We start from the raw sequence: 26,072 nt of genomic DNA, 5'->3' as shown, positions 1-26,072 counted from the left end.
CCTTGCAAGGTTAGCCGGCGTTCAGTTCCGCCACGAAGTCGTACATGTCGCCGCGGAAGTAGGAGCGGCAGAACTCCACCGCGCGGCCGTCGCGCAGAAAGCCCAGGCGCTCGACCGCCAGGCCGGCGTCGCCCTCCTTGGCCTGCAGCAGCGCGGCCTGTTCGGCGTTGAGCAGCAGCGCGGACAAGCGCTGCAAGGCGCGCACCGGACGGTTGCCGGCCCGCTCCAGCGCGTCGTACATCGACACGTCCACCGCCTCCAGCGACGGCAGGCAGGACGCCACGATGGTCGCGTACTCCAGACACATCGGCACATCGTCGGCGTAGCGCATGCGGTGGAAGCGGTACACCGCCGCGCCGGGGCTGAGCCGCAGCCGCATCGCCTCGTCCGGCGTGACCGTGCCCTCGGAGCGCTTGAGCCACACGCTGCGCGGCGTGCGCCCGCGCGCCCGCATGTCCTCGGAAAAGGAGGTCAGCTTGGCGAAGTTCTTCTCGATGCGGGTGTTGATGAAGTTGCCCGAGCCGGGCCGGCGCACCAGCACGCCCTCGCCCACCAGCCCGTCGATGGCCTTGCGCACCGTGATGCGCGAGATCGCCAGGTCGGCCGCCAGCTGGCGCTCGGCCGGCAGCGCGTCCTCCGGCTTGAGCAGGTGCTGCTCGATGGCCGAGCGCAGCGCCCGCTGCAGGCGCTGGTACAGCGGCAGGTTACTGGTCTCACTGAGGTGCGCCCGGATGTGTACCAGTGCGGTGGTGGAATCGCTGCTCATGACGAAGTGGCCATCCTGTTTTGTCGTTGTCAATCGATAATACCAAAAAAAGACCAGCGTGCCGTCACCGCGCGTGGCGCGCGCCGCGAATATTTTTGACACCACCCCGCAAACCCTCATGAATTCTCGCTTTCAGGCTGTTGCAGAGCGGCACGGGTGGCCGCCATACCACCACACATCCGGTATTCAATTGCCTTCCAAGCCACGTTGTGTATGCCGCATACAACATAACAAAAAAGAATTTTAAAGTGGTAGTGATCTGGTATTAAAAGACAGGTATATTGGCGTTGGATTGGTTTTGTAGGTGGTTTGGTAAGAAGTAAAAAAGAATTACACATCAACAATCAGTTGGCTCGGCGGAGCCTTCATCAACGGGAGGGTACATGTATCACAATTCAAATAACACCAAAATGTCCAAACTGACGCCTATCGCGACGGCTGCGGCCATCCTGACACTGAGCGTGTCGATCAACGCCCAGGCGCAGCAGGCCGCGACGGACAAGGAGCCGGAGGTCGTCATCGTCAGCGGCATCCGCGGCTCGCTGCAGCAATCGCTGTCGGTCAAGCGCAACGCGTCGAGCAACGTCGACGTGATCACCGCCGAAGACGTCGGCAAGATGCCGGACAAGAACGTCGCCGACTCGCTGCAGCGCGTGCCGGGCGTGAACATCTCCACCTCGGGCGCCGGCTCGGGCGGCTTCGATGAAAACGACCGCGTCTCGATGCGCGGCACCGCCCCGTCGCTGACCCAGACCCTGATCAACGGCCACGCCGTGTCGTCGGGCGACTGGTTCGTGCTGGACCAGGTGGGCGGCGCGGTTGGCCGCTCGGCCTCGTACTCGCTGCTGCCGTCCGAGATCGTCGGCCAGGTGGTGGTCTACAAGGCCCCGACCGCCGACCAGATCGAAGGCGGCTCGAGCGGCTCGATCGACATCCGCACCCGTCATCCGCTGGACTTCAAGCAGCCGATCTCGATGGAGGCGACGGTGCAGGCGGTGTACGCCACGCTGCCGGAGAAAACCGACCCGCAGGTGAGCGCGCTGTTCAACTGGAAGAACGAGGCCGGCACGCTGGGCCTGATGGTGCAGGGCTTCTCGGAAAAACGCAGCCTGCGCCGCGACGGCCAGGAGCTGCTGCAGTGGACCCAGGTGGCGCCGACCAATGCCGCCGTCAAGACCAATCCGGACCTGGCCAACGTCTGGTTCCCGCGCCTGATCGGCTCCTCGTTGTTCCAGCAGGAGCGCAAGCGCAAGGGCGGCCTGATCGACCTGCAGTTCAAGCCCAGCCGCGACCTGAGCCTGGAAGCCACCTACTTCCGTTCGAAGATGGACGCCTCCAACTACAACACCAACTACATGACCGACATGAACGGCTCGGGCATGCTGGGTTCGGGCGTGGCGCCTGATCCGGGTTATGTGATCCGCAACGGCACGCTGGTGTCGGCCTCGTTCGCCAACAAGGGCACGGCCGCCAAGCCGCTGCGCTACGGCATCGTCGACGACATCGTCCGCGAAGGCGCCTACGCGCAGACCGAGTTCTTCGACCTGGACGGCAAATGGCGCGCCACCGACAAGCTGGTGTTCACCGCCAAGGCCGGCGGCACCAAGGGCAAGGGCGTCACGCCTAGCCAGGGCGTGTTCGAGGGCGACGTCAACAACTCCGGCGCCAGCTACCAGTTGAATGGCCTGGGCAGTCCGGCCAACGTCAAGTTCCCCAACATCGACGTCTCCAAGTTCACCGGCACGCCGCTGGACTGGGTGTTCGGCGTCTCGCCGGCCACCACCGACGACAAGGAAACCTACGGCCAGATCGACGCCGCCTTCGCGCTCGACAACGGCGTGTTCCGCGAGATCAAGTTCGGCGTGCGCGGCACGCACCACACCCGCTCCAACTTCGAAGTGGCGCAGGGCCCGAACTGGTCCAACACCGACGTCGGCGGCAACACCACCAACCCGGCCTGGAACGGCACCACCTATCCCGGCAACTTCGGCAAGGACCTGGGCGGCGACTTCCCTAAAAACGTCTGGCTGCTGGACCCTTCGATCCTCAACGCCTGGGGCGACCTGCACTCCAACCGCGACGTCTCGCGCACCTACTATCAGGACATGTTCGACCTGAAGGAAAACACCAAAGCGATCTACGCCCAGGCCGAGATGGAAGGCGACGGCTGGAACGGCAACGTCGGCCTGCGCATCGTGCGCACCGAGGGCACCTCGAACGGCTACCAGATCCTGCCTAACCAGCCGGCCGGCGAAACGCTGCCAGCGTATCCATGGGGTGGTTTCGTCAAGAAGACCGCGATCGACAACAACAGCACCATCCCGCTGCCTAGCCTGAACCTGAAGTTCGACCTGCGCTCGGACTTGGTGGCCCGCGTCGGCCTGTCGCGCACCATGACCCGTCCCGACTACGGCGCGCTGGGCGGCGCCGTGATCCTGACCGACGAGACCCACACCGGCAACGGCGGCAACTCGGCGCTCAAACCGGTCAAGTCGAACAACCTGGACGCCAGCCTGCAATGGTACTTCGCACCGCGCGCCCTGCTGTCGGCCGGCGTGTTCTTCATGGACCTGCACGACTACGTCGGCTACGGCACCAGCACCGGCACCTTCATCGACACCCGCGCCTCGCAGGAACAGAAGAAGCCCGTGTTCGCGACCTACAGCATCACCTCGCCGATCAACGTCGGCGCCAAGGTCAAGGGTCTGGAACTGGCGGCGCAGGTACCGGTGGGCATGGGCTACGGCTTCGACGCCAACGCCACCTTCGCCGACTCGCACCTGAACTTCGGTGCCTGCCCTGCGATGCAGACCTCGACCTCCGGCGATCCGTGCGACATGCTGGGCGCTTCGAAGACCACGGCCAACGCCGGCGTGTACTACGAAAACGACAAGTTCAACGTCCGCCTGAGCTACGCATGGCGTTCGGCCTTCCTGGCCGCCCAGGACCGCGGCACGCCGCTGTACCAGGACGCCACCGGCACCGTCTCGGCCTCGTTCAACTACAACATCAGCAAGAACATCGTGCTGACGCTCAGTGGCCAGAACCTGAACAATCCGATCCTGAAGAACTACATCTACAACAAAGACCAGCCGGCGCGCTTCTACGCCAACGGCGCGCAGTACTACGCTGGCCTGCACATCAAGTATTAATCTGTAACCGTTTCATTGTGTAGTCTGTTCCCGCCACGGCCGCTCCCGGCCCTGGCGGGTTTTTTATGCCATCATACGAATCATGAACCAGATCCCCGAATACCTGGACCTCGACCCGGCGCGCTTTTACAGCGAGATCGCCGGCGGCTACCGGCCCGCCATCCTGCGCGGCTTCGTGCGCCACTGGCCGGCCGTGCACAAGGCGCGGCAGGCGCCGGAAGCGCTGTGCCAGTACCTGATGGAGTTCGACAGCGGCCATGAAGTGGACGCGGTGATGACGCCGCCGGACCAGCGCGGACGGCTGTTCTACAAGCCGGACATGGAAAGCTTCAACTTCGTGCGCAACAAGGTGCCGGTATCGAAGGTGATCGAGCAGCTGGCGCGCTACTCGCAGTTCGATGCGCCGCCGTCGGTGGCGATCCAGAGCGCGCTGGTCGACGAGTGCATACCAGGGTTCGCGGCGCACAACGTGGCGCCGGCGCTGCCGCCGTCGGTGCGGCCGCGCCTCTGGCTGGGCAACACCATCACCACGCCGGCGCACTTCGACGAATCGTACAACCTGGCCTGCGTGGTCAGCGGCGAGCGGCGCTTCACGCTGTTCCCGCCCGAACAAATCGGCAACCTGTATATCGGCCCGCTGGATTTCGCGCCGACGCCCACGCCCATCAGCATGGTCGACTTCCGCGCGCCGGATTACGAGCGCCACCCACGCTTCAAGCAGGCGATGGAAGCGGCGCTGGTGGCCGACCTGCTGCCGGGCGACGCGCTGTTCATACCGCCGCTGTGGTGGCACCACGTGCAATCGAACGGCATCCTGAACATGATGGTCAACTACTGGTGGAAGAACGAGCAGCCGGCGCCGGACGCCGGCACCACCTTCGAAGCGCTGGTCGCCACGCTGCAAAGCATGAAGCACCAGCCGCCGGAACTGCGCGCCGCATGGGGCGCGATCTTCCAGCATTACGTGTTCGATCCGGCGCAAGACCCGTCGGCCCACATCCCCGCGCACAAGCAGGGCGTATTGCGCAACGCGCGCCCGCGCCCTGCCACTGGAGCAGTCGATGAACCTGAATAGGCACCTGGGCGCCTTGCTGGTACTGGCCGCCATCCTGTGCGGCGCGGCGGCGCAGCAGCTGCCAGCGAACGTCCTGGCGGCATGGGACCACGACGAACACCCTGACCTGCGCAGCATCCTGGTGATGCGCAACGGCGCCATCGTCGCCGAGCGCTATTACAACGGCGAGACCGCCGACACCCTGCACGACGTCCGCTCGGCGGGCAAGAGCATCACGGCGCTGCTGGTGGGTGCTGCGGTCGACCAGCGCAAGATCAGCGCGGCGACCGACAAGGCCTCCACGTACTGGAAGGCCGCCGGCCAATCGGCCTTCGCCGGCGTGACGCTCGATAACGTGCTGACCATGCGCTCGGGATTGGACGCGTTCGACGACGATCCCGCCTCGGCCGGCAATGAAGACAAGATGGACGAAGCAGCCGATCCCGTTGCCTTCACCTTGGCCACGCCGATGAAGACCACGCCCGGCACGCAATACCGCTACAACTCCATGACGGCCTACATCGCCGGCCTGACTGTGGAACAGGCGACCGGCACGGACCTCGAACAATTCGCGCGCGTGAACCTGTTCGCCCCACTCGGCATTTCAAACTGGCGCTGGGGGCGCGACGCGGCAGGCCACGTCAAGGGACAAGGCAACCTGTCGATGCGCACGCGCGACCTGGGCGCGATAGGCCAGATGGTCTTGGACAAAGGCTTATATCAAGGCCGCAGAGTGCTCAGCGCCGCATGGATCGAAGCCATGCTGGCCCCGCACGTGGACATCGGATCAGGGGACCGCTACGCCGATCACTATGGCTATTTTTGGTACGCCAAAACCCAGTCCGTCGGCGGGCGCCAGATCCCCGTGTACTTCGCTTCCGGCAACGGCGGCAATAAGATTTATATCGTTCCCGCGCTGCGGTCGGTGGTGGTCGTCACCTCCAGCGCCTACGGCAAAGGCTACGGCCAGCTGCGCTCCGAAAACATCCTGAAAGCCGTGCTGGCGGCCAGCGAATAGCGGCGCGCGGCCGGCCTACAGCGTCGGCAAAATCTTGAAGCCGTCAGGCGCAGCCTGCTCCATCGTCTCCTCGACGGCGACATTCGTCACCGTGGCGGCCGGCGGCCCGCGCCTCGCCCAGGCGATGATGGCTTCCACAGCTTTCGCCTCGCCCTCCACCGCTGCCTCCACCGAACCATCGCGCCGGTTGCGCACCCAGCCGGCCAAACCCAGCGCCTTCGCCTGCCCGGCAAACGAAGCGCGATAGCCGACACCCTGCACCCGTCCCTCTATCATCAGTCGAATCACGACACCTCCAAAATTTCCAACAGAATACAGGGTGGGGTCCTATCTGCACGGCCCTTGGACAGACCTCACTGAATTGGCTCTCTGCTTTGCTCTATTTTCGTCATTTCCGAACTCTTTTTTTGGGCGCTGGTCCAACAGAGAGAAATAGAAGGCGACAGCAAAAACCAGACAGGAGAATCAGTAATGAATACCACAAGGTCTCAAAAAACGTCCCCCCAGGTCCCTCCCGCCGCGTATGACGAGCTCTGCGATTTCCTGCACCAGAGCGGCAGCCCGCTGACACCCGCCGAAGCCATCGCCGGCGCCATCAAACTATGGATAGCGAAGAGCCGCGAAGACGCGGCCCCGGTGCGCGGCTATCAATGGAAGCAGCTATTCCTCCCCGACGGCACGCGCCTGCGCGTGCACAGCGGCGACACCTGGCAAGGAGCCGAGGTGATCGGCGACGACCTCATCTTCCGCGGCGAGGCGGTCTCACCGAATCAGATGGTACAACAAACCTGCGGCGACGCCCGCAACGCCTGGCTGGAACTCTGGATACGCTTCCCCGGCGAAAAGAACTGGACCAAGGCCGCCCAGTTGCGCGCCCGCCAGAACGCACTGGCAGCCAAGGCGCCCATGACACCGGCAGAAGCGATGGCAGCCGCCGCCAAAGCCATGAGCGCCGCATTGAGCACCGCGCTGACGCTGGTCGAACACGCGAACCACCAGTCGCAGAACACGCTGGAACGCCGCCTGCCCCGCTACCGCCGCGCGCACGACCAGCTGGACGACATCCACTAACGCCGCCGGGGCATCCCCCGGCAGATTATTTTGCGCTCACGGCAGGCGCGGCGCCTTTCGCCTTGGCCTCGTCGCCCGCCATCACCACCGTCAGCCGGGCCGGATCGATCGCCTTGCGGAAGGCGGCGTTGACCTGCTCCAGCGTGGCCGCCTTCAGCTTGTCCTCGTACTCCTTGCTCCAGCTGTAGGTACGGTTCATGTACAGATTGCGCGTCCAGCCGGCGGCCAGCACACTGTCCTTCGACCGGTTCTGCACCCGCTGCTGCAACAGGCCGGACTTGGCGCCCGCCAGTTCAGCCGCCGTGAAGCCGCCCTTCACCGCCCGGTCCAGCTCCTGCTGGATCGCCGTCTCCAGCTTCTTCAGGTTCTGCGGCGCGGCGATGGCGTCGATGCCGAAGCTGCCGGCGCGGTCGATCTCGCCCGGCTGCAGGCCCGAGCCGCCGCCGTACGACAAGCCGTCCTTCTGGCGGATGCGGTCCATCAGCCGCGATTTCAAACCGCCCTCGCCGAAGATATAGTTGGCCAGGTCCAGCAGCGGATAATCCGGATCGTTGACGTTCAGGTCCAGGTTCATGCGCGCGGTATAGAAGCCGTTCTCCTTGTCCGGCGCGTTGATGGTCTTGTGCAGCGGCGCCTTGTCCTCGTTGGTCGAAGTGACCGGCGCATAGGCGACTTTACTATCCCAACCGGAGAAGCTGTCGGCGATGGTCTTGCCGATCGCCGCCTTGTCGAAATCGCCGACGATCGCCAGCTCGCCGTGATTGGCGCCGTAGTAATCGCGGTGGAACGCGACCACGTCCTCCAGCTTGAGCGCCTTCACCGCCGCCAGCTGCTCGTCCACCGACATCGGCGCGCGCACGTCGCCCTTCGGATAGTGGTTGAAATACAGGTCCACCTCCGTGCGCGCCAGCGACTGCGGCTCGTTGCGCGACGCCTCGATCGCCACCAGCCATTGCTGGCGCAACTGCTCGAACTCCGCCGCCGGGAAGCTGGCCTCCTTCAGCACATGCGCCACCAGGCGCAGCGCCGCGTCCAGGTTCGGCCCCGTGGTATCGAAGCGATACAGGCTGCCGCTGACCTTCAATTTGGCGAAGGCGTCGGCCAGCTGCTCGCGCGTGTACTTGCTGGTACCGCGCATCAGCATCTCGTTGGCGGCGTTCGACACGATGGCCGTGTTGAACAGGTTCTTCTCATCGCCCCAATGCAGCTGCAGGTCCACCGACACCGCCTCGCCGCGATTCTTCTTGCTCAACAGCGCGACCTTCAAGCCGCCGATGGTCTTGATCTCGGTGCGCGCATTGATGTTGGCCTGGCTCGGATCGAACACCTCCGACGTCAGCACGCTGTCCTTGCCCTTGAAGTCCTTCATCACCTCCGCCACCGAAGGCGCGGCCGGAATCTCGGCGCGCTGCGGCGCATCCTCCGGCACGAAGCTGCCCACCACGCGGTTGTCGCGCTTCAGGTAGCGCCCCGCCGCCGCAGCCACCTGCTCCGGCGTGATGGTCGGCAGCTTGTCGCGGCCCTCGAACAGCAGACGCCAGTCGCCCAGCGCGATCTCCTCCGACATGCTCACGCCCACCCGCTGCGGATCGTTGAGCGACTTCTCGATGCCGTTGGCGAAATTGCGCCGCGCGCGCTCCATCTCCTCGGCCGTCGGCGGCGTGCTGGCGAAGCCCTCCACCGTCGCGATCAGCGCATCGCGCACCGGCTCCAGCGGCTGGCCCGCCTTCACCACCGCGCCGATGATCTGCAGGCCCGGCGCATAGCCGGTCTGGCCGAAGCTGAACACCTGCGCCGCCTTGCCGCTCTCCACCAGCGCCTTGTGCAGGCGGCCGGTCGGCGTATCGCCCAAAATCTCGGACATGAAACTGAGCGCGTCGCTATCCTGCTGCAAGGCCGATGGAATCTTGTAGCCCAGCGCGATCACCTGCATGTCGCCCTTGCGCCGCACCACGAAGCTGCGCTCCCCGTCCTGCGTCGGCTCGACCGTCCAGAACGGCGGCAGGCTGCGCTTGGGTTTCGGGATCACGCCGAACGATTTGCTGATCCAGGCCAGCGTCTGCGACGGATCGAATTTACCGGCCACCAGCAGCACCGCGTTGTCCGGCTGGTAGTAGGTGCGGTAGAAGGCCTGCAGGTTCTCGATGCGCACGTTCTCGATGTCGCTGCGGTTGCCGATGGTGGAGCGGCCATACGAGTGCCAGTCATACGCCACGCTCTGCATGCGCTTGAGCAGCACCGAGAAGGGATCGTTCTCGCCGCTCTCGTACTCGTTGCGCACCACCGTCATCTCGGAATCGAGGTCCTTGCGGGCGATGAAGGAATGGACCATGCGGTCGGCCTCCATGTCCAGCGCCCATTTCAGGTTGTCCTGGCTGGCCTGGAACACCTCGTAGTAGTTGGTGCGGTCGTAGGAGGTGGTGCCGTTGAACTCCATGCCGCGGTTGGCGAATTCCTGCGGGATGCTGCGGTTCTTGGGCGCGCCCTTGAACATCATGTGTTCCAGCAGGTGGGCCATGCCGGTCTCGCCGTAGTTCTCGTGCCGCGAGCCGACCAGGTAGGTGACGTTGACCGTCACGGTGGGCTTGGAAGCATCCGGGAACAGCAGCACCTTCAAACCGTTCGGCAGCCGGTACTCGGTGATGCCCTCGACCGACGGTCCCTTGACCACGCCGGCCGGCAAGGCCTGCGCCCACGCGCTGCCGGTGGCGACAAAGGACAGGCCGCACAGCATCAGGCTGGCGGCGGCGGCGTGTTTCAAGCGGCTGTTGTGCATGTTCTCTCGCGAAAAAAACTGAAGAACAGGCAGCATACGCCCTACCCCGCCCTCGTGGGTAGTCGCTTAAGCGAATTTTAAATGACGGGGATCAGGCCTTTTCGGGCAGGATGCAGGCGTCGACCATTTGCAGGTCGTTGTCCTTGGCGAAGGAGATGACGAAGTGGTAGGCCAGCGGTTCGAGCTGGCGCAGCTTGCCGTTCACCACCACCGACTTGACGCCGTCGATCACGGTCGGCGTCACGTAGGGCGAGAACTGCAGGTGGGAGTCGCGGCCGCCGCCGTAACCTTCCGGCTTGAAGCAGGACATCACCCCGCACAGGCGCTCGGCCCAGTCGCTGGGACGGAACTGCCGGCCATTGCTGGTGCGGCCAAGGATGAAGAACGAATCCAGCTGTTCTGACGGTTTGAGGGCTGACTCTGCCATGGGCGGCTGCTTAGGAGTAGATACTTGTTGGTAACAAGAATGCGTGAATAATCCCGACTGGTCGCTCGGGCGGATATCATTCTGTAAGAATCTTACGTATTATATCTTATAGAAGACCTAAATACGTAAGTCATTGATTTCTATCCGGTTTTCAGCGCGATTAACCACTTTGGTGCAGAAAGATCATCTTTCCGCACCACAGCAATGCCGCTATTGTACCCGCTTAAGGGGTCGCTCCGAGCCAGACCGCGCCCGACAGCAGCAATAACAACATCATCCACAGCAGCAGCGCGCGCCACACCAGGCCCACCGTGCTCTGCAGCGCGCGCACGCTCGGCTCCTCGCCCGGCAGCATGTCCGGCTCCTCGTCGCCCAGGTCCACCGTGGCGGCATCGGCCGGCAGCAGCTTGGCCGCGTTCTCCGCCGGCGTGCCCAGGCGCACGCCCATGGCGCCGCCGCCGGCCGACAGGATGATGCCGATCGCCTCGTCCGCCCAGCGGTGGGCGAAGTTGCGCCAGGCGTAGATCGCATCCTCGAAGTTGCCCACCACGGCGAAGGCCACGGCGGTCAGGCGCACCGGGATCCAGTCGATCCAGTAGAAGGCGCGCGCGGCGAACTGGCCGAAGGCTTCGTTGCGCATGTGCTCAGGTTCGTTCCAGGCGCGCGCCAGGTGCTCGGCCACGCGGTACATCACCGCGCAGGCAGGGCCCAGCGGCATCAGGAACCAGAAGAACACCCCGAACACATTGCGGTGCGTGGTGATCAGCGACTTCTCGACCGCCAGGCGGGCGATCTCGGACGCTTCCATGCCCACGGTGTCCTGCTTGGTCCACTCGGCCAGCAGCGCGCGCGCCGTGGCGTCGTCGCCGGCGTTGAGCGCCAACTGGATCGAGGTGAAATAGTGGCTGTAGTGGCGGAAGCCCAGCGTCAGGTAGACGATCAGCACGTTCCAGGCGAACGCCGCCAGGAACCAGTTGTAGTGCTTGAGGACCCAGTAGATCAGCGCGGTGGGCACCATCAGCAGGGCCATCATCAGGAACCAGCCCATGCGGCCGTGGGTCGAATCGCCGGCGTTGAACCAGATCTCCATCCGCAACGCCAGGCGCTTGATTTCAGCGTAGATCGGATTGTCTGCGCGCAGCGGCTTCATCTGCTCGATCAGCAGCGCGCATAGAATGGAAAGAAAAGTCATTAGTGATCCTTTGAGTCGGCTAAGTTTGCTTAGAAAGGCGCGCAGCGAGGCGCAGCGACGAAGACAGTACAAATTGTACGGCTAGGAGCTGCAACGAAGCTGCGCGCCTTTCTAAGCAAACTTATTGTTGCCCGCTACGATAGCGTAGTGTGCCTATGCGCGCAAGAAATGGAACAGGTTGCGCAGCATGCCCGCTGTTGCGCCCCAGATGTAGTAATCGCCGTACGGCATCGCATAAAAGCTGCGGCGCCCGCCCGGCAGCTGCACCGACAGGCGCTGGTGGTTCAAGCCATCCATCAGAAAGGCCAGCGGCACCTCGAAGATTTCCGCCACCTCGGACGGATCGGCGGTCAGCTCGAACGGCGGCGCCACCAGCCCCACCACCGGCGTCACGCAATAGCCGGTGCCGGTCAGGTAGCGCGGCAAGGTGCCCAGCACGTCGACATGGCGGCGCGCCAGCCCGATCTCCTCCTCCGACTCGCGCAGCGCGGTGTCGACCGCGTCGCGGTCGTAATCCTCGGCGCGGCCGCCGGGAAAGCTGATCTGGCCGGCGTGGTCCGTCAAATGGTCGGTGCGCTGGGTCAGCAGGATGGTCAGGCCGCTCTCGCGCGGCACCAGCGGAATCAGCACCGAGGCAGGCGTCGGCGTTGGCCGCTGCGACAGGCTGCCCAGCGATTCCTCGGCGCCCTCGGGCGTCCACAACGGCGGCGCCGTGAAGCGGCCGCGCAGCCACTCGGACGTCAGGCGCTCCGGCGCGATGGCGGGCTCGCCGGCGATGGCGTCTACGGGAAGTTCTTTCGGATTGAACAGGGGCTTGGCCAAACGTCACCTCCACTATAAAAAAAAGGGGCACCGATGGCGCCCCTTCTATCCAAACACAAACGCGGCTATTAAGCAGCGGTTGCTTTCGCCACTGGGCGACGGTTTGGCAGTTTTTCCTTGATACGTGCCGATTTACCGGAACGATCACGCAGGTAGTACAGTTTAGCGCGACGTACGTCACCGCGGCGTTTCACTTCGATCGAAGCGATCAGCGGGGAGTACAGCTGGAAGGTACGCTCGACGCCTTCGCCGGACGAGATCTTACGAACGATGAAGTTCGAGTTCAGGCCACGGTTGCGACGGGAGATGACCACGCCTTCGTAAGCCTGGGCGCGCTTGCGGGTGCCTTCGACTACGTTAACGTTGACGATCACGGTATCGCCAGGTGCAAAGTCAGGGATGCTTTTGCCCAGGCGAGCGATTTCTTCTTGCTCGAGTTGTTGAATCAGATTCATTTTTATGACTCCATAAACCATCATGCTGGCGCGCTATGAGACTAAGCTCGATGCCCAGTAGAGGATGGGGTTAAAACACGCGGGCGACATGCCCGCTAGCTACAACAACAGGTTTACAAACCTGCCAAAAACTTTTCATCAAGCTTGGTGAGCAGCCCCGCCTCACGCGCCTTGACCAGCAAATCCGGGCGCTTGCGCGCGGTCGCCTCCAGCATGCGCTGACGGCGCCATTTCTCGATCTCCGCGTGGTTGCCGCCCATCAGCACCGGCGGCACGCCCACACCCTCGTACGTTTCCGGCCGCGTGTAGTGCGGCGAATCCAGCAGGCCGTTGACGAAGCTGTCCTCGACCGCCGACGCATCCGTGTTCAACACGCCGGGAATCTGGCGGATCACGGCATCCATCAAGGCCATCGCCGGCAGCTCGCCGCCGGACAGCACGAAATCGCCCAGGCTGATTTCCTCGTCGACGCAGCGGTCCAGCAAACGCTGGTCCACCGCCTCGTAGCGGCCGCACAGGATCACCAAGCCGGGTTCCTGCTTCAGCTGCATCACACGCTCGTGCGTCAACTGCTTGCCCTGGGGCGACATGAACACCACGCGGGGCGCGGGCAGACCGGCATCGATCTGGCGCTGCTTCGCCGCGTTGAGCGTCGCTTCCAGGGGTTTGGCCAGCATCACCATGCCGGGGCCGCCGCCATACGGGCGGTCATCCACGGTGCGGTGATTGTCCGTGGTGAAATCACGCGGATTCCACAACGACAAGCCACATTTATTCTGTTCAAACGCGCGCCGGGTGACACCCGACTGCGTCAGTGCGGCGAACATTTCAGGGAACAGGGTCACGACATCGAATTGCATGGCGGGCCGCCCTTATGTTCTTTAATAATCAAGGCCCCAGTCGACAGTGATCTTCTTGGCGGCCTTGTCTACCTTGATGATAAACGCGTCCACAAATGGAATCAGGCGCTCCTGCGCCGCAACCTCGGGTTTCGCCTTGGCGGCAGCATCTGATTCGGGGTTAACGACTGGCTGTATGCGCAAGATCGACTGCGGACCATTGCTCATCATGTCAGTCACCGTACCGAGGTGCTCACCTTGCAAATTCTCTACATCCAGACCGATCAACTCGGCCCAGTAAAACTCATCGTCGGACAAGGCCGGGAAACGACTGCGCGGAATCGAAACAGCTGCGCCCTTGAGCGCTTCTGCGACGTTCCGGTCGGTCACTCCCACCAACTGTGCCACCACGTCGCCGCCATGCAGTTTGCACTGCTTGACATCGACATCGTGCAAGCTTGGCTTGTCGATCCACCAGGTTTTCACCGCGAGGAGTGCATCCGCATCTTCCGAGAAAGGACGTATCCTCACCCAGCCAGCGACGCCGTAGGCACCGAAGACAAAGCCTACCTGTGCCAGATCGTCGGGGACTTGCACCCCGGATGCATTCTTATCGGTCAAACCAGCAACCAGACTTAGGCAGCTTTGTTCGAAGCGACCAGGCGAGCCACGGTAGGCGACAGTTGTGCGCCAACCGATTGCCAGTGAGCCAGACGGTCAGCGGTGATGCGCAGAGCGACTTCACCACCGGATGCCATCGGGTTGTAGAAACCGATGCGCTCGATGAAACGGCCATCGCGGCGATTGCGCGAGTCGGTTGCAACGATGTTGAAGAACGGACGCTTCTTGGCGCCTCCACGAGCTAAACGAATAACGACCATAATATTTCCAAAAAGTGTGCTAGGACGGAAAAAGCCGCAAATTATAGCGCGCTTTGCCGCGAAGCAGCAAGCGTTAATGAAATAATCGGGCAATGTTGGGGTAATCGAAGATTATCCCCCGATCCGGCGTGCGGGGCAAGAGCTCCGACCATAAAAAAGGTCCGCCGGGGGCCGTATTATGACCGATACTGCATGTTTTCCGGCCACTGCTGAACAAACATGACTGTTTTGCACCACACTCCCCACAAAAACAAGACCTTCGCCACCCTGCTGGCCTTCCTGGTGGGCGGCCTCGGCCTGCAGCGCCTGTACCTGCGCGGCCCGCGCGACCCCTGGCTGTGGCTGCACCTGGCCGCCCTGCCCGCCGCGGCCGCCGTGTCCGCCGCCTGGCCGGACGCGGACAGCTTCTACAAGCTGCTGCCCATCATGGTCTCCGGCCTGGCCGGCTTCCTGGAAGCGCTGGTGCTGGGCCTGATGTCCGACGAAAAATGGGACGCCCGCTTCAACCCCGGCTCCGGCAAGCAGTCGGATACCCACTGGCCGCTGGCCGTGGTGCTGGTGGCCAGCATGATGGTGGGCGCCGGCGGCCTGATCGCCACGATCTCCCGCCTGTTTGACTTGTTGTACACTGGTGGTTCCTACGGTTAACATAAGGAGAAAAAGCATGAACCGTTCTATTCTGATGGCGCTGGCCCTGGCCGGCCTGGCCACCACCGCCCAGGCGCAAACACCCAAAGAGCAATTCAACGCGGAATCCAAGCGCATCGCCACGCGCTACGCGGAAGACAAGAAGCTGTGTTCGGAGGAAAGCGAATCGGCCGCGCGCATGCAATGCACGCGCGACGCCAAGACCGAATACGACAAATCGATGGCGCTGGCCAAGGCCCAGTTCAAGGCCAGCCCGGCCAAGCCCGGCAGCTGCATGGAATGCGGCAAGGTCACCTCGGTCGTGGTCAGCGACAAGGCCGGCGAAGGCAGCGCGCTAGGCCTGATCGCCGGCGGCGTGGCAGGCGCCCTGCTGGGCAACCAGGTCGGCAGCGGCCACGGCCGCGAACTGGCCACCGTGGCCGGCGCGGCCGGCGGCGCCTACGCCGGCAAGAAGATCGAAGAAAACGCCAAGTCCACCAAGCAGTGGACCGTGCACGTGCAGTACGACGACGGCAAGCAGGCCAGCTTCAACTTCGACCATGACCCGCGCATGCTGAGCGGCGACCGGGTCCGCAACGACAACGGCAACCTGGTCCGCAACTAGGCAAAATAAAAAACAGTCTCCGGACTGTTTTTTTTCGCCCGCGCCACCACCTCTTGCCCATTCGACCACAACTGGAGATCCCGTGCACCCACCCGCCTTCCCCGCCCAATGGCAGCCGCTGGTAGACCAAGCCGCCACCACCCTGCGCACGCTGGCGCTCGATGAGAGCGCCAAGGAAAAATTCTGCAACGACCCGCTGCTGCGGCCGTACATGCACAAGGTGTCGCAGCGCTATGTGGCCGGCCGCACCGTCGCCGACGCCCTGCAGCGGGTCGAGCACATCATCGCCCAGGGTCATGCGGCCTCGGCCGAATACATGGGCGAGAGCGTGCGCGACGAAGGCTTCGCGATGGCGGAGACGGAAGTGTTCATGGAGCTGACCCGCGCCATCGGCCAGCGCAACCTGAACTGCTCGGTATCGTTCGACCTGTCGCACGTGGGCCTGACGGTGGACAAGGAGCTGGGCTACCGCAACGCCCGCCGCATCGCGCTGGCCGCCGCCGAGATCAACCGCGAAGTGATGATCTCGATGGAAGGCGCCGACCGCGCCGACGACATCTACGCCATCTACGCGCGGCTGCACAAGGAAGATGGCTTGCACAACGTCGGCATCACCGTGCCGGCCAAGCGCCACCGCACCGACCAGGACCTGCCGGCGCTGATGAAGATCCCCGGCCGCATCCGCCTGGTGAAAGGCGCGTTCCTCGAATCGGAAGAGATTTCCTACCACCGCAACAGTCCGGAACTGGCGGAAGCCTACCGCCGCCACGCGCGCGAGCTGCTGCTGAGCGGCCACAAGTGCTCGATCGCCACGCACGACCGCGGCATCCAGCAAGACCTCAGCGCGCTGATTCTGGAAGAGCGCATCGACCCGCGCTGGTTCGAATTCGAATCGCTGATCGGCCTGGGCACCGAGCAGATCGCCGAACTGCACGCGCGCGGCTTCCCCACCCGAGAATACGCCGTGTTCGGCGACGAGCACTTCCTCTACGTGCTCAACCGCATCGCCGAAGAACCGGTGCGCGTCTACCAGGCCATCATCGACGTGATGAACCCGAATCAGGCCGCGATGTCCACATAAGCGACCATGCTGGCCGGCGCGGGGATGGGCAGACCATCCTCGCGCATGCCATCGAGGTGGAAAACGATGGCTTCCCTGAGCGAGGATTCCGCTTCGGCCACAGTAGCGCCGGTGGCCACGCAGCCGGGCAAGTCCGGCACATAAGCCGAATAATTTCCCTCGGCCTTTTCAATAACGATGGCGTAACGAACGGTACTCATTTTTTCAACCCTGCCTGCTTGAGAATACTGTTGAGCGTACCGGGCGCCAGATCGTCACTCAGCTTGCCGGGAACCGTAACCCGCCCCGCTTTGACGGCGTGTTTAAATTGACGATGACTCCCCTGGATATTCACTATATCCCAACCGTCTTCCACCAGCATTTTAATTACGGCGCGCACCTTCATTCAGCCAGCTTAGCGAACCGGCCGCATGCCACATCAACATGCCGCAAGCTTCGAAGACCTTAGTCATCCAGTGTGGCGTGGAAGTTGCTGCCGCCGCGCTTCCAGTAGGCGGCGGCGCGGATCTGGTGCTCCATCCAGCACAAGATCAAGCGCCAGGCCGAGGCGCTGAACACGCAAGCCATGAAGGGCCTGAGCGCCGAGCAGCAGCAAACGCTGCACAGCCTGCTACTACAAGTCAAAGCCAACCTCGACGACTAAAAAAAATGGGGTCAAGTCTGACATTCGGACACGAGCCCTACCGTAAGCAGGCGCCTACGGTAGGGCTCGTGTCCGAATGTCAGACTTGACCCCAGTGGTTTAAGACGGGTTTAGAACTGGTCTTCGCTCAAGGCCAGCACGCCGGCGCTGCCGTCGATGATGGCGGTGCGCAGGCTCGAGGCTTGCGACAGGATGTGGTCGGCGAAGAAGCGCGCGGTGGCGATCTTGGCCTTGTAGAAGCTGGCGTCGCCTTCGTTGGCGTCCAGCTTCTGCTGCGCCACCAGCGCCGCGCGCGCCATCTGCCAGCCGCCCAGCACCAGGCCGGCCAACTTCAGGTACAGCACGCTGCCGGCGAACACACCCTTGATGTCGCTCTTGACGTTGGCCACCACAAAGTCCACCACCGCTTCCAGGTCCTTGCTGCCGGACGACAGCTGCGCCAGGATGGCCTTGAAGTCCGCGCTGTCCACGCCGGCCAGTTGCGCCTCGGTCGCGCGCACCTGGGCGATGATGCTCTTCGCCACTGCGCCGCCGTCGCGCACGGTCTTGCGGCCAACCAGGTCGTTGGCCTGGATCGCGGTCGTGCCTTCGTAGATCGTCAGGATCTTCGCATCGCGATAGTGCTGCGCCGCACCGGTCTCTTCGATGAAGCCCATGCCGCCATGCACCTGCACGCCGTCGCGCGTGACGTCCTGCGACATCTCGGTCGACCAGCCCTTGATCACCGGCACCAGGTACTCGTACACCGCCAGGTTGGCCTTGCGCACCTCGGCGTCGGCGTGGCTATGCGCCACGTCGCTGATGCCGGCGCCGACGTAGGCCAGCGCGCGCGCCGCCTCGGTCTGCGAACGCATCGACATCAACATGCGGCGCACGTCCGGATGATGAATGATCGACACCGGACCAGCCGAGCCGGCCAGGTCGCGCGACTGCACGCGGTCCTTGGCGAACGCCACCGCCTTCTGGTAAGCGCGCTCGGCCAGGCCGATGCCCTGCATGCCGACGCCGAAGCGGGCCGCGTTCATCATGATGAACATGTACTCCAGGCCACGGTTCTCCTCGCCCACCAGCGTGCCGATGGCGCCACCATGATCGCCGAATTGCAGCACGGCGGTCGGGCTGGCCTTGATGCCCAGCTTGTGCTCGATCGACACGCAATGCGCGTCGTTGCGCGCGCCCAGCGAACCGTCGGCGTTGACCAGGAACTTCGGCACGATGAACAGCGAAATCCCCTTCACGCCAGCGGGCGCGTCCGGCGTGCGCGCCAGCACCAGGTGGACGATGTTCTCGGTGAAGTCGTGCTCGCCGTAGGTGATGAAGATCTTGGTGCCGAACACCTTGTAGGTGCCGTCGCCCTGCGGCACCGCGCGGGTGCGCACGGCGGCCAGGTCGGAGCCGGCTTGCGGCTCGGTCAGGTTCATGGTGCCGGTCCATTTGCCCGACACCAGGTTCTCCAGGTAGATGGCTTTCTGCTCGTCGCTGCCTGCGGTCAGCAGCGCTTCGATCGCGCCGTCCGACAGCAGCGCGCACAGCGCGAACGAGATGCTGCCGGCGTTGAGCATTTCGATGCATGGCGTCGCCAGCAACTTGGGCAGGCCTTGGCCGCCGAATTCCACCGGATGCTGCACGCCCTGCCAGCCAGCCTCGGCAAAGGCCTTGAAGGCTTCCTTGAAGCCCTTGGAGGTGGTGACCTGGCCGTCGTGCCACCAGCTCGGCTCCTTGTCGCTCGGATTGTTCAGCGGCGCCACCACGTTGGCGACGAACTTCGCGTTTTCTTCCAGCACGGCTTCGGCCGTGTCCGGGGTCGCGTCCTCATTGCCCGGCAGCGCGTTGACGCCGGCCAGGTCGGCCAGTTCGTTCATCACGAACAGCATGTCTTTCAGGGGTGCTTGATACGGCATCTTATGTCTCCAAGAAAAAGGCCACGGCAATCCGGTCATCCGGATCAGCGTGGCCCTGTGTTCATAACGGGTGAATTAGCCCAGTTCTGCAACCAGTTGCGGCACGATTTCAAACAGATCGCCCACGATGCCGTAGTCGGCAACGGAGAAGATCGGCGCCTCGGGATCCTTGTTGACCGCGACGATCACTTTGGAATCCTTCATGCCGGCCAGGTGCTGGATCGCGCCGGAGATGCCGACAGCGATGTACAGCGACGGCGCGACGATCTTGCCGGTCTGGCCAACCTGCCAGTCGTTCGGCACGTAGCCGGCGTCGACCGCTGCGCGCGAGGCGCCCATGGCGGCGTTCAGCTTGTCCGCCAGCGGTTCCAGGATCTTGAACGCTTCGCCCGAGCCCATGCCGCGGCCGCCGGAAACAATGATCTTGGCGGCGGTCAGTTCAGGACGGTCCGACTTGGCCAGCTCGCGGCCGACGAAGGCCGACTTGCCCAGGTCGGCAACAGCGGCGACGGTCTCGGTCGCTGCCGAACCACCGGTGGCGGCAGCGGCGTCGAAGCCGGTCGAGCGCACGGTGATGACCTTGACCTTGTCCGACGATTGCACGTAGGCGATCGCGTTGCCGGCGTAGATAGGACGCTCGAAGGTGTCCGGCGAATCGACCTTGGTGATTTCCGAGATCTGCGCCACGTCCAGCTTGGCGGCCACGCGTGGCAGGATGTTCTTGCCGTAGGCGGTGGCTGGGGCCAGGATGTGGCTGTACGAACCGGCCAGCGCCAGCACTTGCTCGGCGATGTTCTCGGCCAGGCCGTCGGCGAAGTAAGGAGCGTCGGCGACGATCACTTTCGACACGCCGGCGATTTGCGCGGCGGCTGCGGCGGCGGCGCCGGCGTTCGAGCCAGCGACCAGGACGTGCACGTCGCCACCGCATTGGGCTGCGGCGGTCACGGTGTGGAGGGTGCTGCCTTTCAGGCTAGCGTTGTCGTGTTCAGCGATAACTAATGCGACCATGATTTTTCCTTTGATTATTCCCGTCCCGGCTCCGCCGGGACGACAACGAAGTTCTTAGATGACTTTGGCTTCGGTGCGCAGTTTCGCGACCAGGGTGGCGACGTCCGGGACCTTGATGCCGGCCGAGCGCTTGGCTGGCTCGACGACTTTCAGGGTTTTCAGACGCGGGGTCACATCGACGCCCAGGTCTTCTGGCTTGGTCACATCCAGCGGTTTTTTCTTGGCCTTCATGATGTTCGGCAGCGTCACATAGCGCGGCTCGTTCAGGCGCAGGTCGGTGGTGACGATGGCAGGCAGGGTCAGCGCCAGGGTTTCCAGGCCGCCGTCCACTTCGCGGGTCACGGTGACTTTGCCGTCTTCCAGCACCACTTTCGACGCGAACGTCGCTTGCGGCCAGCCCAGCAGCGCCGCCAGCATCTGGCCGGTCTGGTTGGAGTCGTCGTCGATCGCCTGCTTGCCCAGGATGATCAGTTGTGGCTGCTCTTTCTCGGCCAGTGCCTTGAGCAGCTTGGCCACGGCCAGCGGTTCCAGTTCAACGGCGGTCTCCACCAGGATGCCACGGTCGGCGCCGATGGCCATGCCGGTGCGCAGGGTTTCCTGGCACTGGGTCACGCCGCACGATACGGCGACCACTTCGGTCACTTTGCCGGCTTCTTTGAGGCGCATCGCTTCTTCCAGCGCGATCTCATCGAATGGGTTCATCGACATTTTGACGTTGGCAATATCAACGCCCGTGCCGTCGGACTTGACGCGCACCTTGACGTTATAGTCGACCACGCGTTTGACGGGTACCAAGACTTTCATAGCTATGCCTTTGGAAAAAGTAAGAGTTCGGGACTAAATTATGTGGGCTAGATTATATGAGAAATTCAGCGCGCACAAGAAAATAAAGCACGATCGTGCGTTTTTTAGCTAGTAGAAATCGTCTAAAAAATAAATCTGTTAGACGATGTTTCTAGAAAAAAAGACGCAGGGGGATTATTTGCGCCGCATCAAAAACACGAATTCGCGGCCGATCTGGACATGCGACAACAGGGCGTTGCCGGTCTGCTTGGCGAATGCCTGGAAATCGCGCACGGAACCAGGGTCGGTCGCCATGATGCGCAGGACTTCGCCACTTTGCAACTCGGACAAGGCTTTCTTGGCCTTGAGGATCGGCAGCGGACAGTTCAGGCCGCGCGCGTCGAGTTCTTTGTGGAATTCCATGATTTCGTTTTCAAGTATCGTGTCGCTCATCAAGAACCCGCATGTTTTGTTAGGACTGACGTCATACTACTCCAAAACGGATCGCATGACGCGCTGCACCAAAATAGTTCGTAGTGCGTTGCAAGTTTGCAACGGGAACTGGCAAGTATACAACAGCCACCTCCAGACGACAACGGCCTGCGTGAGACACGCAGGCCGCATAGTTACTGCATTACAAGGCTTTGAGGCAACTTAAGCGCGTTCGCCCACCCATGCCGGAACAGCCGCCAGCGCCGCTGGCAAACCGCTCGGATCGGTGCCGCCGGCCTGCGCCATATCGGGGCGTCCGCCGCCTTTGCCGCCCACTTGTTGTGCGACGAAGTTCACCAGTTCGCCTGCCTTGACCTTGGATGTGGCGTCCGCCGTCACGCCCGCGATCAGGCTGACTTTGCCGTCGGCCACGCTGGCCAGCACGATGGCGGCGGTCTTCAGCTTGTCCTTCAGCTTGTCCATGGTTTCGCGCAGGCGCGCCACGTCGGCGCCTTCCAGCACGGCAGCCAGCACCTTGATGCCGTTGACGTCCACCGCCTGCGTGGCCAGCTCGTCGCCCTGGCCCGAAGCCAGTTTCGATTTCAGCGCGGCCAGTTCTTTCTCCAGCGCCTTGACGTGGTCCTGCACCTGGCCGATACGCGCGGTCAGTTCTTCCGGCGTCGACTTCAGCGCGGCCGAAGCGTCCAGCAGGCGGCGGTTCATCGATTGCACCAGCGCCAGCGCGCCCTCGCCCGTCACGGCCTCGACACGGCGGATACCCGCTGCGACGCCACCTTCACCGGTGATCTTGAACAGCCCGATGTCGCCGGTGCGGTGCACGTGCACGCCGCCGCACAGCTCTTTCGACGAGCCGATGTCCAACACGCGCACTTCGTCGCCGTACTTCTCGCCGAACAGCGCCATCGCGCCGTGCTTGACCGCGTCGTCGAAGGACATGTGCTGCGCCTTGGTCGCCTGGTTTTCCAGGATCTCTTTGTTGACCTTGGCTTCCACTTCGGCGATCTGCTCGGCCGTCAGCGGCGCGTTGTGGCTGAAGTCGAAACGGGTCTTGTCGGGATCGACCAGCGAGCCCTTCTGCGCCACGTGCGAGCCCAGCACTTCACGCAAGGCCTTGTGCATCAGGTGGGTGGCCGAGTGGTTGCGGATGGTGCGCGCGCGCTTGGCTTCGTCCACGTTGGCGCTGACCGCGTCGCCCACTTTCAGCGAACCGGAGTCCTGCACGCCGTGGTGGCCGAATACATCGGCCTGGATCTTCAGCGTGTCGCTGACGCTGAACTGCGCCGCGCCCGAGCTGATCACGCCCTGGTCGCCCACCTGGCCGCCGGATTCGGCGTAGAACGGCGTGGTGTCCAGCACCACGATGCCGGCCTGGCCAGCCTTCAGTTCCTGCACCGGCGTGCCGGCCGCGTACAGCGCCACGACCTTGCTGCTGTGGGTCAGGTTGTCGTAGCCGACGAATTTGTTTTTCTCGCCCGAGTACTCGACCTTGGCATCCTTGGTGGTCTTGCCGCCCTTGCGCGACAGCTCCTGGCTTTCCTTCAGCGCGGCGTCGTAGCCAACCTGGTCGAACTCGATATTGCGTTCGCGGCAGATGTCGGCTGTCAGGTCCGGCGGGAAGCCGTAGGTTTCGTACAAGGTGAAGGCGGTGGCGCCGTCGATGCCCTTGCCGTCCTTGGCCAGCTGGGCTTCCAGCACCTTCATGCCGGTCTCCAGGGTCTCGCCGAAGCGTTCTTCCTCGGCCTTCAGCATCTGGGCCACGCGGTCCTTGGCTTCTTCCAGCTCCGGATAGGCGGCGCCCATCTCGATCGCCAGGTCGGCCACCAGCTTGTAGAAGAACGGCTTGGTCTGGCCCAGCTTGTGGCCGTGACGCAGCGCGCGGCGGATGATGCGGCGCAGGACGTAGGCGCGGCCTTCGCTGCCAGGGATCACACCGTCAACGATCATGAACGCGGCGGCGCGGATGTGGTCGGCGATCACGCGCAGCGATTTGTTTTCCAGGTCGGTGGCGCCGGTTTCGCGCGCGGCGGCCTTGATCAGGTGCTGGAACAGGTCGATCTCGTAGTTCGAGTGCACGTGCTGCAGCACGGCGGCCAGGCGCTCCATGCCCATGCCGGTGTCGACGCACGGCTTCGGCAGCTTGTGCATCACGCCCGCTTCGTCGCGGTTGAACTGCATGAACACCAGGTTCCAGATCTCGATGAAGCGGTCGCCGTCTTCGTCGGGCGAGCCTGGAGGGCCGCCTGGAATGTCGGCGCCGTGGTCGTAGAAGATCTCGGTGCACGGACCGCACGGGCCGGTGTCGGCCATCTGCCAGAAGTTGTCCGACGCGTAGCGCGCGCCCTTGTTGTCGCCGATGCGGATGATGCGCTCGGTCGGCACGCCGATTTCCTTGGCCCAGATGTCGTAGGCTTCGTCGTCTTCCTGGTAGACGGTCACGGTCAGCTTCTCGACCGGCAGGCCGTAGACCTTGGTCAGCAGTTCCCACGCGAAGCTGATGGCGTCGCGCTTGAAGTAGTCGCCGAAGCTGAAGTTGCCCAGCATTTCGAAGAAGGTGTGGTGGCGCGCGGTGTAGCCGACGTTTTCCAGGTCGTTGTGCTTGCCGCCGGCGCGCACGCAGCGCTGCACGGAGGTGGCGCGGGTGTACGGACGACTGTCGGTGCCGGTGAACACGTCCTTGAACTGCACCATGCCGCTGTTGGTCAGCAGCAGGGTCGGGTCGTTGCCAGGCACCAGGGAGCTGGAACGGACAATCGAATGACCCTTGGATTCAAAAAACTTGAGGAATTTGTCGCGGATTTCAGATGATTTCATGTCGTAAGCAGTGGTAGCTGGCAGATGCAAAGGGTTGATTATATATGACCGTGACGGCCAAAGGGTCTCAGGCGAAAGCGGGGCCGATCAAATCGATGCGGTCGGTGCAGAACCCGTCCACGCCCCAGGACAGGATCTCCCTGCCCCGCGCTGGATCGTTGACGGTGTAGCAAAACAGCCCATAGCCGGCCGCCTTGATCTGCGCCGCCAGCTCGCGCGTGAGGTGCTTCTGGTTGGTGTGAATGGCCACCGCGCCCAGTTCGCGCGCCTGCGCTTGCCAGTCGGCGGGGATGGTGTCCAGCAAATAGCCGCGCGGCAGCTCGGGCGCCGCGTCGCGGGCGGCGGCCAGCGCCTCGAAGCTGAACGAGGACAGCAAGGGCACGGCGGCCGGGTCGCCGGCGGCGATCTCGGCGGCGTAGTGCTCGCGTGTGATTTTTGCAACCCAGCTGCCGGTTTCGTGCTCGAAACCGTCGGCCGGCTTGATTTCCACGTTCATCCAGATACGCTGCTGCTTGCAATAATCGATGAACTGGGTGAAGAATGGCACCGGCTCGTCGCGGAATTGCGGCCCGAACCAGCTGCCCGCGTCCATGGCGGACAGGTCGATGGCGTCGGTCGTGGCCACGCTGCCCTGCCCCGCCACCGTGCGGCCGAAGTCGGGATCGTGCATCACCATGCCGATGCCGTCGCGCGACAGCATGACGTCGAACTCGACCGCGTGGAAGCCGTAGGCCAGGCCGGCGCGCAGGCCGGCGATGGTGTTTTCCGGCGCCAGCGTGCCGCCGCCGCGGTGTGCAACGATTTTTGGGTAGGGCCACATGGTGGATGCCTCGAAAGCTGTTATGGAAACGATGTCAACACTACCACGAATGCGGACCGTGTCAACTAGGCTGGGCCGGGCCGGCCGCGCGCTGTTGCGTGCGCTGCTCGTGCTGCTGGTCTGCGCGCCCGTCCTCGCCGCCGCGCAGGACGCCGCCGCCCTGACGCAGCAGATGGTCATCGCCCGCGCCGCCGAAGTCTACGCCGCGCGCCTGAACGACCACGTGCTCGACGGCGACGCCCGCTTCACCGCCCGCGTCAACGCCATCGCCGCCACGCTGATCGCCCGCGCCCGGCGCGACTATCCGGAAACGGCGGACTGGGCCTGGGAAGTCCACACCACCAACACCCCCGACCAGAACGCCGACTGCATGGCGGGCGGCAAAATCCTGGTCAGCCTGGCCTACGTGCAGCGTCTGGAACTGAACGACGCCGAGCTGGCCATGCTGCTGGCGCACGAGATCGAACACGCCGCCCTGCGCCACAACCTGAAGGAATACCAGCAGGCGCTGCGGCTGGATCCGCGCTGGGCCGGCCGCCCGTTCCTGGAGCTGGAACACGCGGTCGACAATGACAGCGGCCTGATGGACCAGCTGGCGCTCACCAACTACGAGCAGGAAGTCGAAGCCGACCGCGAAGGCATGTTGCTGGCGTGGCGCGCCGGCTGGCCGGCGGCGCAACTGGCGGGCTACTTCAAGAAGATGTACCGGGGCAGCGTCTCGCCCCGCCGCAGCAAGCCCGACTACCCGTCACCGCAATTGCGCTGGCAAGCCGCGCGCGAACTGGCCGCCACCTTGCAAAAAAATTATGTGCAAGCACCGGGCGAGCCACTACACTAGCGGCCTGATCGGATTACTCAAAAGGTTAC

At 63.6% G+C, this 26,072-nt stretch carries 27 protein-coding genes; 8 read left to right on the top strand and 19 right to left on the bottom strand.

Annotated elements, in window-relative coordinates:
- Positions 1-10 precede the first annotated feature (10 nt).
- Positions 11-766, bottom strand: a complete 756-nt coding sequence (locus tag ACUJB0_RS12420) for a GntR family transcriptional regulator (protein WP_161084455.1) — start codon at positions 764-766, stop codon at positions 11-13.
- 410 nt (positions 767-1,176) lie between these two features.
- Between ACUJB0_RS12420 and ACUJB0_RS12415 the strand changes: the two genes are divergently transcribed.
- The 3 genes from ACUJB0_RS12415 (at position 1,177) to ACUJB0_RS12405 (ending at position 5,990) form a co-directional block, all read left to right on the top strand.
- The gene (locus ACUJB0_RS12415) at positions 1,177-3,918 is read left to right on the top strand and encodes a TonB-dependent receptor (protein WP_444845489.1); all 2,742 of its coding nucleotides are present in this window, start codon (positions 1,177-1,179) and stop codon (positions 3,916-3,918) included.
- An 82-nt stretch (positions 3,919-4,000) separates the two neighbouring features.
- Positions 4,001-4,993: a cupin-like domain-containing protein gene (locus ACUJB0_RS12410; protein WP_444845488.1), complete on the top strand. Its 993-nt coding sequence runs from the start codon at positions 4,001-4,003 to the stop codon at positions 4,991-4,993.
- Complete coding sequence (locus ACUJB0_RS12405; protein ID WP_444845487.1) at positions 4,980-5,990, top strand: serine hydrolase domain-containing protein; 1,011 nt, start codon at positions 4,980-4,982, stop codon at positions 5,988-5,990. Before ACUJB0_RS12410 ends, ACUJB0_RS12405 begins: the two co-directional genes overlap by 14 nt.
- A gap of 15 nt (positions 5,991-6,005) precedes the next feature.
- On the opposite strand, the gene ACUJB0_RS12400 is transcribed toward ACUJB0_RS12405, so the two are convergent.
- Positions 6,006-6,266 (bottom strand): acylphosphatase, encoded by a 261-nt coding sequence (locus ACUJB0_RS12400; RefSeq protein ID WP_444845486.1) that lies wholly within the window; start codon positions 6,264-6,266, stop codon positions 6,006-6,008.
- 195 nt (positions 6,267-6,461) lie between these two features.
- Between ACUJB0_RS12400 and ACUJB0_RS12395 the strand changes: the two genes are divergently transcribed.
- The gene (locus ACUJB0_RS12395) at positions 6,462-7,061 is read left to right on the top strand and encodes a hypothetical protein (protein ID WP_444845485.1); all 600 of its coding nucleotides are present in this window, start codon (positions 6,462-6,464) and stop codon (positions 7,059-7,061) included.
- A gap of 25 nt (positions 7,062-7,086) precedes the next feature.
- Here the strand turns inward: ACUJB0_RS12395 and ACUJB0_RS12390 are convergent, their stop codons facing one another.
- The 8 genes from ACUJB0_RS12390 to rpsP form a co-directional block, all read right to left on the bottom strand.
- Positions 7,087-9,837, bottom strand: a complete 2,751-nt coding sequence (locus tag ACUJB0_RS12390; RefSeq protein ID WP_444845484.1) for a M16 family metallopeptidase — start codon at positions 9,835-9,837, stop codon at positions 7,087-7,089.
- 91 nt (positions 9,838-9,928) lie between these two features.
- Entirely contained in the window at positions 9,929-10,264 is a 336-nt protein-coding gene (locus ACUJB0_RS12385) for a DUF3579 domain-containing protein (RefSeq protein WP_117015476.1), read from the bottom strand.
- Positions 10,265-10,487: 223 nt separating this feature from the next.
- Positions 10,488-11,456, bottom strand: coding sequence for a CobD/CbiB family protein (locus ACUJB0_RS12380; RefSeq protein WP_444845483.1), 969 nt, complete (start codon positions 11,454-11,456; stop codon positions 10,488-10,490).
- 153 nt (positions 11,457-11,609) lie between these two features.
- On the bottom strand, positions 11,610-12,278 hold the full coding sequence (locus tag ACUJB0_RS12375; RefSeq protein ID WP_444845482.1) for a CoA pyrophosphatase: 669 nt from the start codon (positions 12,276-12,278) through the stop codon (positions 11,610-11,612).
- Between the two features lie 68 nt (positions 12,279-12,346).
- Positions 12,347-12,733, bottom strand: a complete 387-nt coding sequence (gene rplS / locus ACUJB0_RS12370) for a 50S ribosomal protein L19 (protein WP_008446022.1) — start codon at positions 12,731-12,733, stop codon at positions 12,347-12,349.
- Between the two features lie 113 nt (positions 12,734-12,846).
- Positions 12,847-13,593, bottom strand: coding sequence for a tRNA (guanosine(37)-N1)-methyltransferase TrmD (gene trmD, locus ACUJB0_RS12365; protein WP_444845481.1), 747 nt, complete (start codon positions 13,591-13,593; stop codon positions 12,847-12,849).
- Between the two features lie 21 nt (positions 13,594-13,614).
- Positions 13,615-14,193: a ribosome maturation factor RimM gene (gene rimM / locus ACUJB0_RS12360; protein ID WP_444845480.1), complete on the bottom strand. Its 579-nt coding sequence runs from the start codon at positions 14,191-14,193 to the stop codon at positions 13,615-13,617.
- A gap of 14 nt (positions 14,194-14,207) precedes the next feature.
- Positions 14,208-14,453 carry a 30S ribosomal protein S16 gene (rpsP, locus tag ACUJB0_RS12355; protein ID WP_117015471.1) on the bottom strand — a complete coding sequence of 82 codons (246 nt, stop codon included), beginning with the start codon at positions 14,451-14,453 and terminating at the stop codon, positions 14,208-14,210.
- A gap of 219 nt (positions 14,454-14,672) precedes the next feature.
- Here rpsP and ACUJB0_RS12350 point away from each other — a divergent pair, with 219 nt between their 5' ends.
- The 3 genes from ACUJB0_RS12350 (at position 14,673) to ACUJB0_RS12340 (ending at position 16,786) form a co-directional block, all read left to right on the top strand.
- Entirely contained in the window at positions 14,673-15,101 is a 429-nt protein-coding gene (locus ACUJB0_RS12350; RefSeq protein ID WP_444845479.1) for a TM2 domain-containing protein, read from the top strand.
- Between the two features lie 16 nt (positions 15,102-15,117).
- Positions 15,118-15,705 (top strand): outer membrane lipoprotein, encoded by a 588-nt coding sequence (locus ACUJB0_RS12345; protein ID WP_444845478.1) that lies wholly within the window; start codon positions 15,118-15,120, stop codon positions 15,703-15,705.
- Between the two features lie 82 nt (positions 15,706-15,787).
- Positions 15,788-16,786, top strand: coding sequence for a proline dehydrogenase family protein (locus ACUJB0_RS12340; protein WP_444845477.1), 999 nt, complete (start codon positions 15,788-15,790; stop codon positions 16,784-16,786).
- Here ACUJB0_RS12340 and ACUJB0_RS12335 read toward each other — a convergent pair.
- The 9 genes from ACUJB0_RS12335 to ugpQ all read right to left on the bottom strand — a co-directional run bounded on the left by ACUJB0_RS12335 (position 16,765) and on the right by ugpQ (position 25,205).
- A complete protein-coding gene (locus tag ACUJB0_RS12335) occupies positions 16,765-16,986 on the bottom strand; it encodes a type II toxin-antitoxin system HicB family antitoxin (RefSeq protein WP_161095900.1) in 222 nt (73 codons plus the stop codon). The genes ACUJB0_RS12340 and ACUJB0_RS12335 overlap by 22 nt on opposite strands.
- Positions 16,983-17,171, bottom strand: coding sequence for a type II toxin-antitoxin system HicA family toxin (locus tag ACUJB0_RS12330; protein WP_444845476.1), 189 nt, complete (start codon positions 17,169-17,171; stop codon positions 16,983-16,985). The genes ACUJB0_RS12335 and ACUJB0_RS12330 overlap by 4 nt, the downstream gene beginning before the upstream one ends.
- A gap of 59 nt (positions 17,172-17,230) precedes the next feature.
- Positions 17,231-17,353, bottom strand: coding sequence for a hypothetical protein (locus ACUJB0_RS12325; RefSeq protein ID WP_444845475.1), 123 nt, complete (start codon positions 17,351-17,353; stop codon positions 17,231-17,233).
- 186 nt (positions 17,354-17,539) lie between these two features.
- On the bottom strand, positions 17,540-19,330 hold the full coding sequence (locus ACUJB0_RS12320; RefSeq protein ID WP_444845474.1) for an acyl-CoA dehydrogenase: 1,791 nt from the start codon (positions 19,328-19,330) through the stop codon (positions 17,540-17,542).
- 75 nt (positions 19,331-19,405) lie between these two features.
- Complete coding sequence (locus ACUJB0_RS12315) at positions 19,406-20,338, bottom strand: electron transfer flavoprotein subunit alpha/FixB family protein (RefSeq protein ID WP_161084472.1); 933 nt, start codon at positions 20,336-20,338, stop codon at positions 19,406-19,408.
- A gap of 54 nt (positions 20,339-20,392) precedes the next feature.
- Entirely contained in the window at positions 20,393-21,142 is a 750-nt protein-coding gene (locus ACUJB0_RS12310; protein WP_161084473.1) for an electron transfer flavoprotein subunit beta/FixA family protein, read from the bottom strand.
- A 174-nt stretch (positions 21,143-21,316) separates the two neighbouring features.
- Positions 21,317-21,544: a sulfurtransferase TusA family protein gene (locus ACUJB0_RS12305; RefSeq protein ID WP_161084504.1), complete on the bottom strand. Its 228-nt coding sequence runs from the start codon at positions 21,542-21,544 to the stop codon at positions 21,317-21,319.
- A gap of 231 nt (positions 21,545-21,775) precedes the next feature.
- On the bottom strand, positions 21,776-24,385 hold the full coding sequence (alaS, locus tag ACUJB0_RS12300; protein WP_444845473.1) for an alanine--tRNA ligase: 2,610 nt from the start codon (positions 24,383-24,385) through the stop codon (positions 21,776-21,778).
- A 67-nt stretch (positions 24,386-24,452) separates the two neighbouring features.
- Complete coding sequence (ugpQ, locus tag ACUJB0_RS12295) at positions 24,453-25,205, bottom strand: glycerophosphodiester phosphodiesterase (RefSeq protein ID WP_444845472.1); 753 nt, start codon at positions 25,203-25,205, stop codon at positions 24,453-24,455.
- A 58-nt stretch (positions 25,206-25,263) separates the two neighbouring features.
- Between ugpQ and ACUJB0_RS12290 the strand changes: the two genes are divergently transcribed.
- The gene (locus ACUJB0_RS12290; protein WP_444845471.1) at positions 25,264-26,043 is read left to right on the top strand and encodes a M48 family metalloprotease; all 780 of its coding nucleotides are present in this window, start codon (positions 25,264-25,266) and stop codon (positions 26,041-26,043) included.
- Positions 26,044-26,072 lie beyond the last annotated feature (29 nt).

Origin of the sequence: Duganella caerulea (assembly GCF_040362985.1) — a bacterium.
GTDB classification, from domain to species: Bacteria; Pseudomonadota; Gammaproteobacteria; order Burkholderiales; family Burkholderiaceae_D; genus Rugamonas; species Rugamonas vulcania.
The sequence above is the reverse complement of the archived record's forward strand: the minus strand, read 5'-3'. Positions and strand labels throughout refer to the sequence as shown.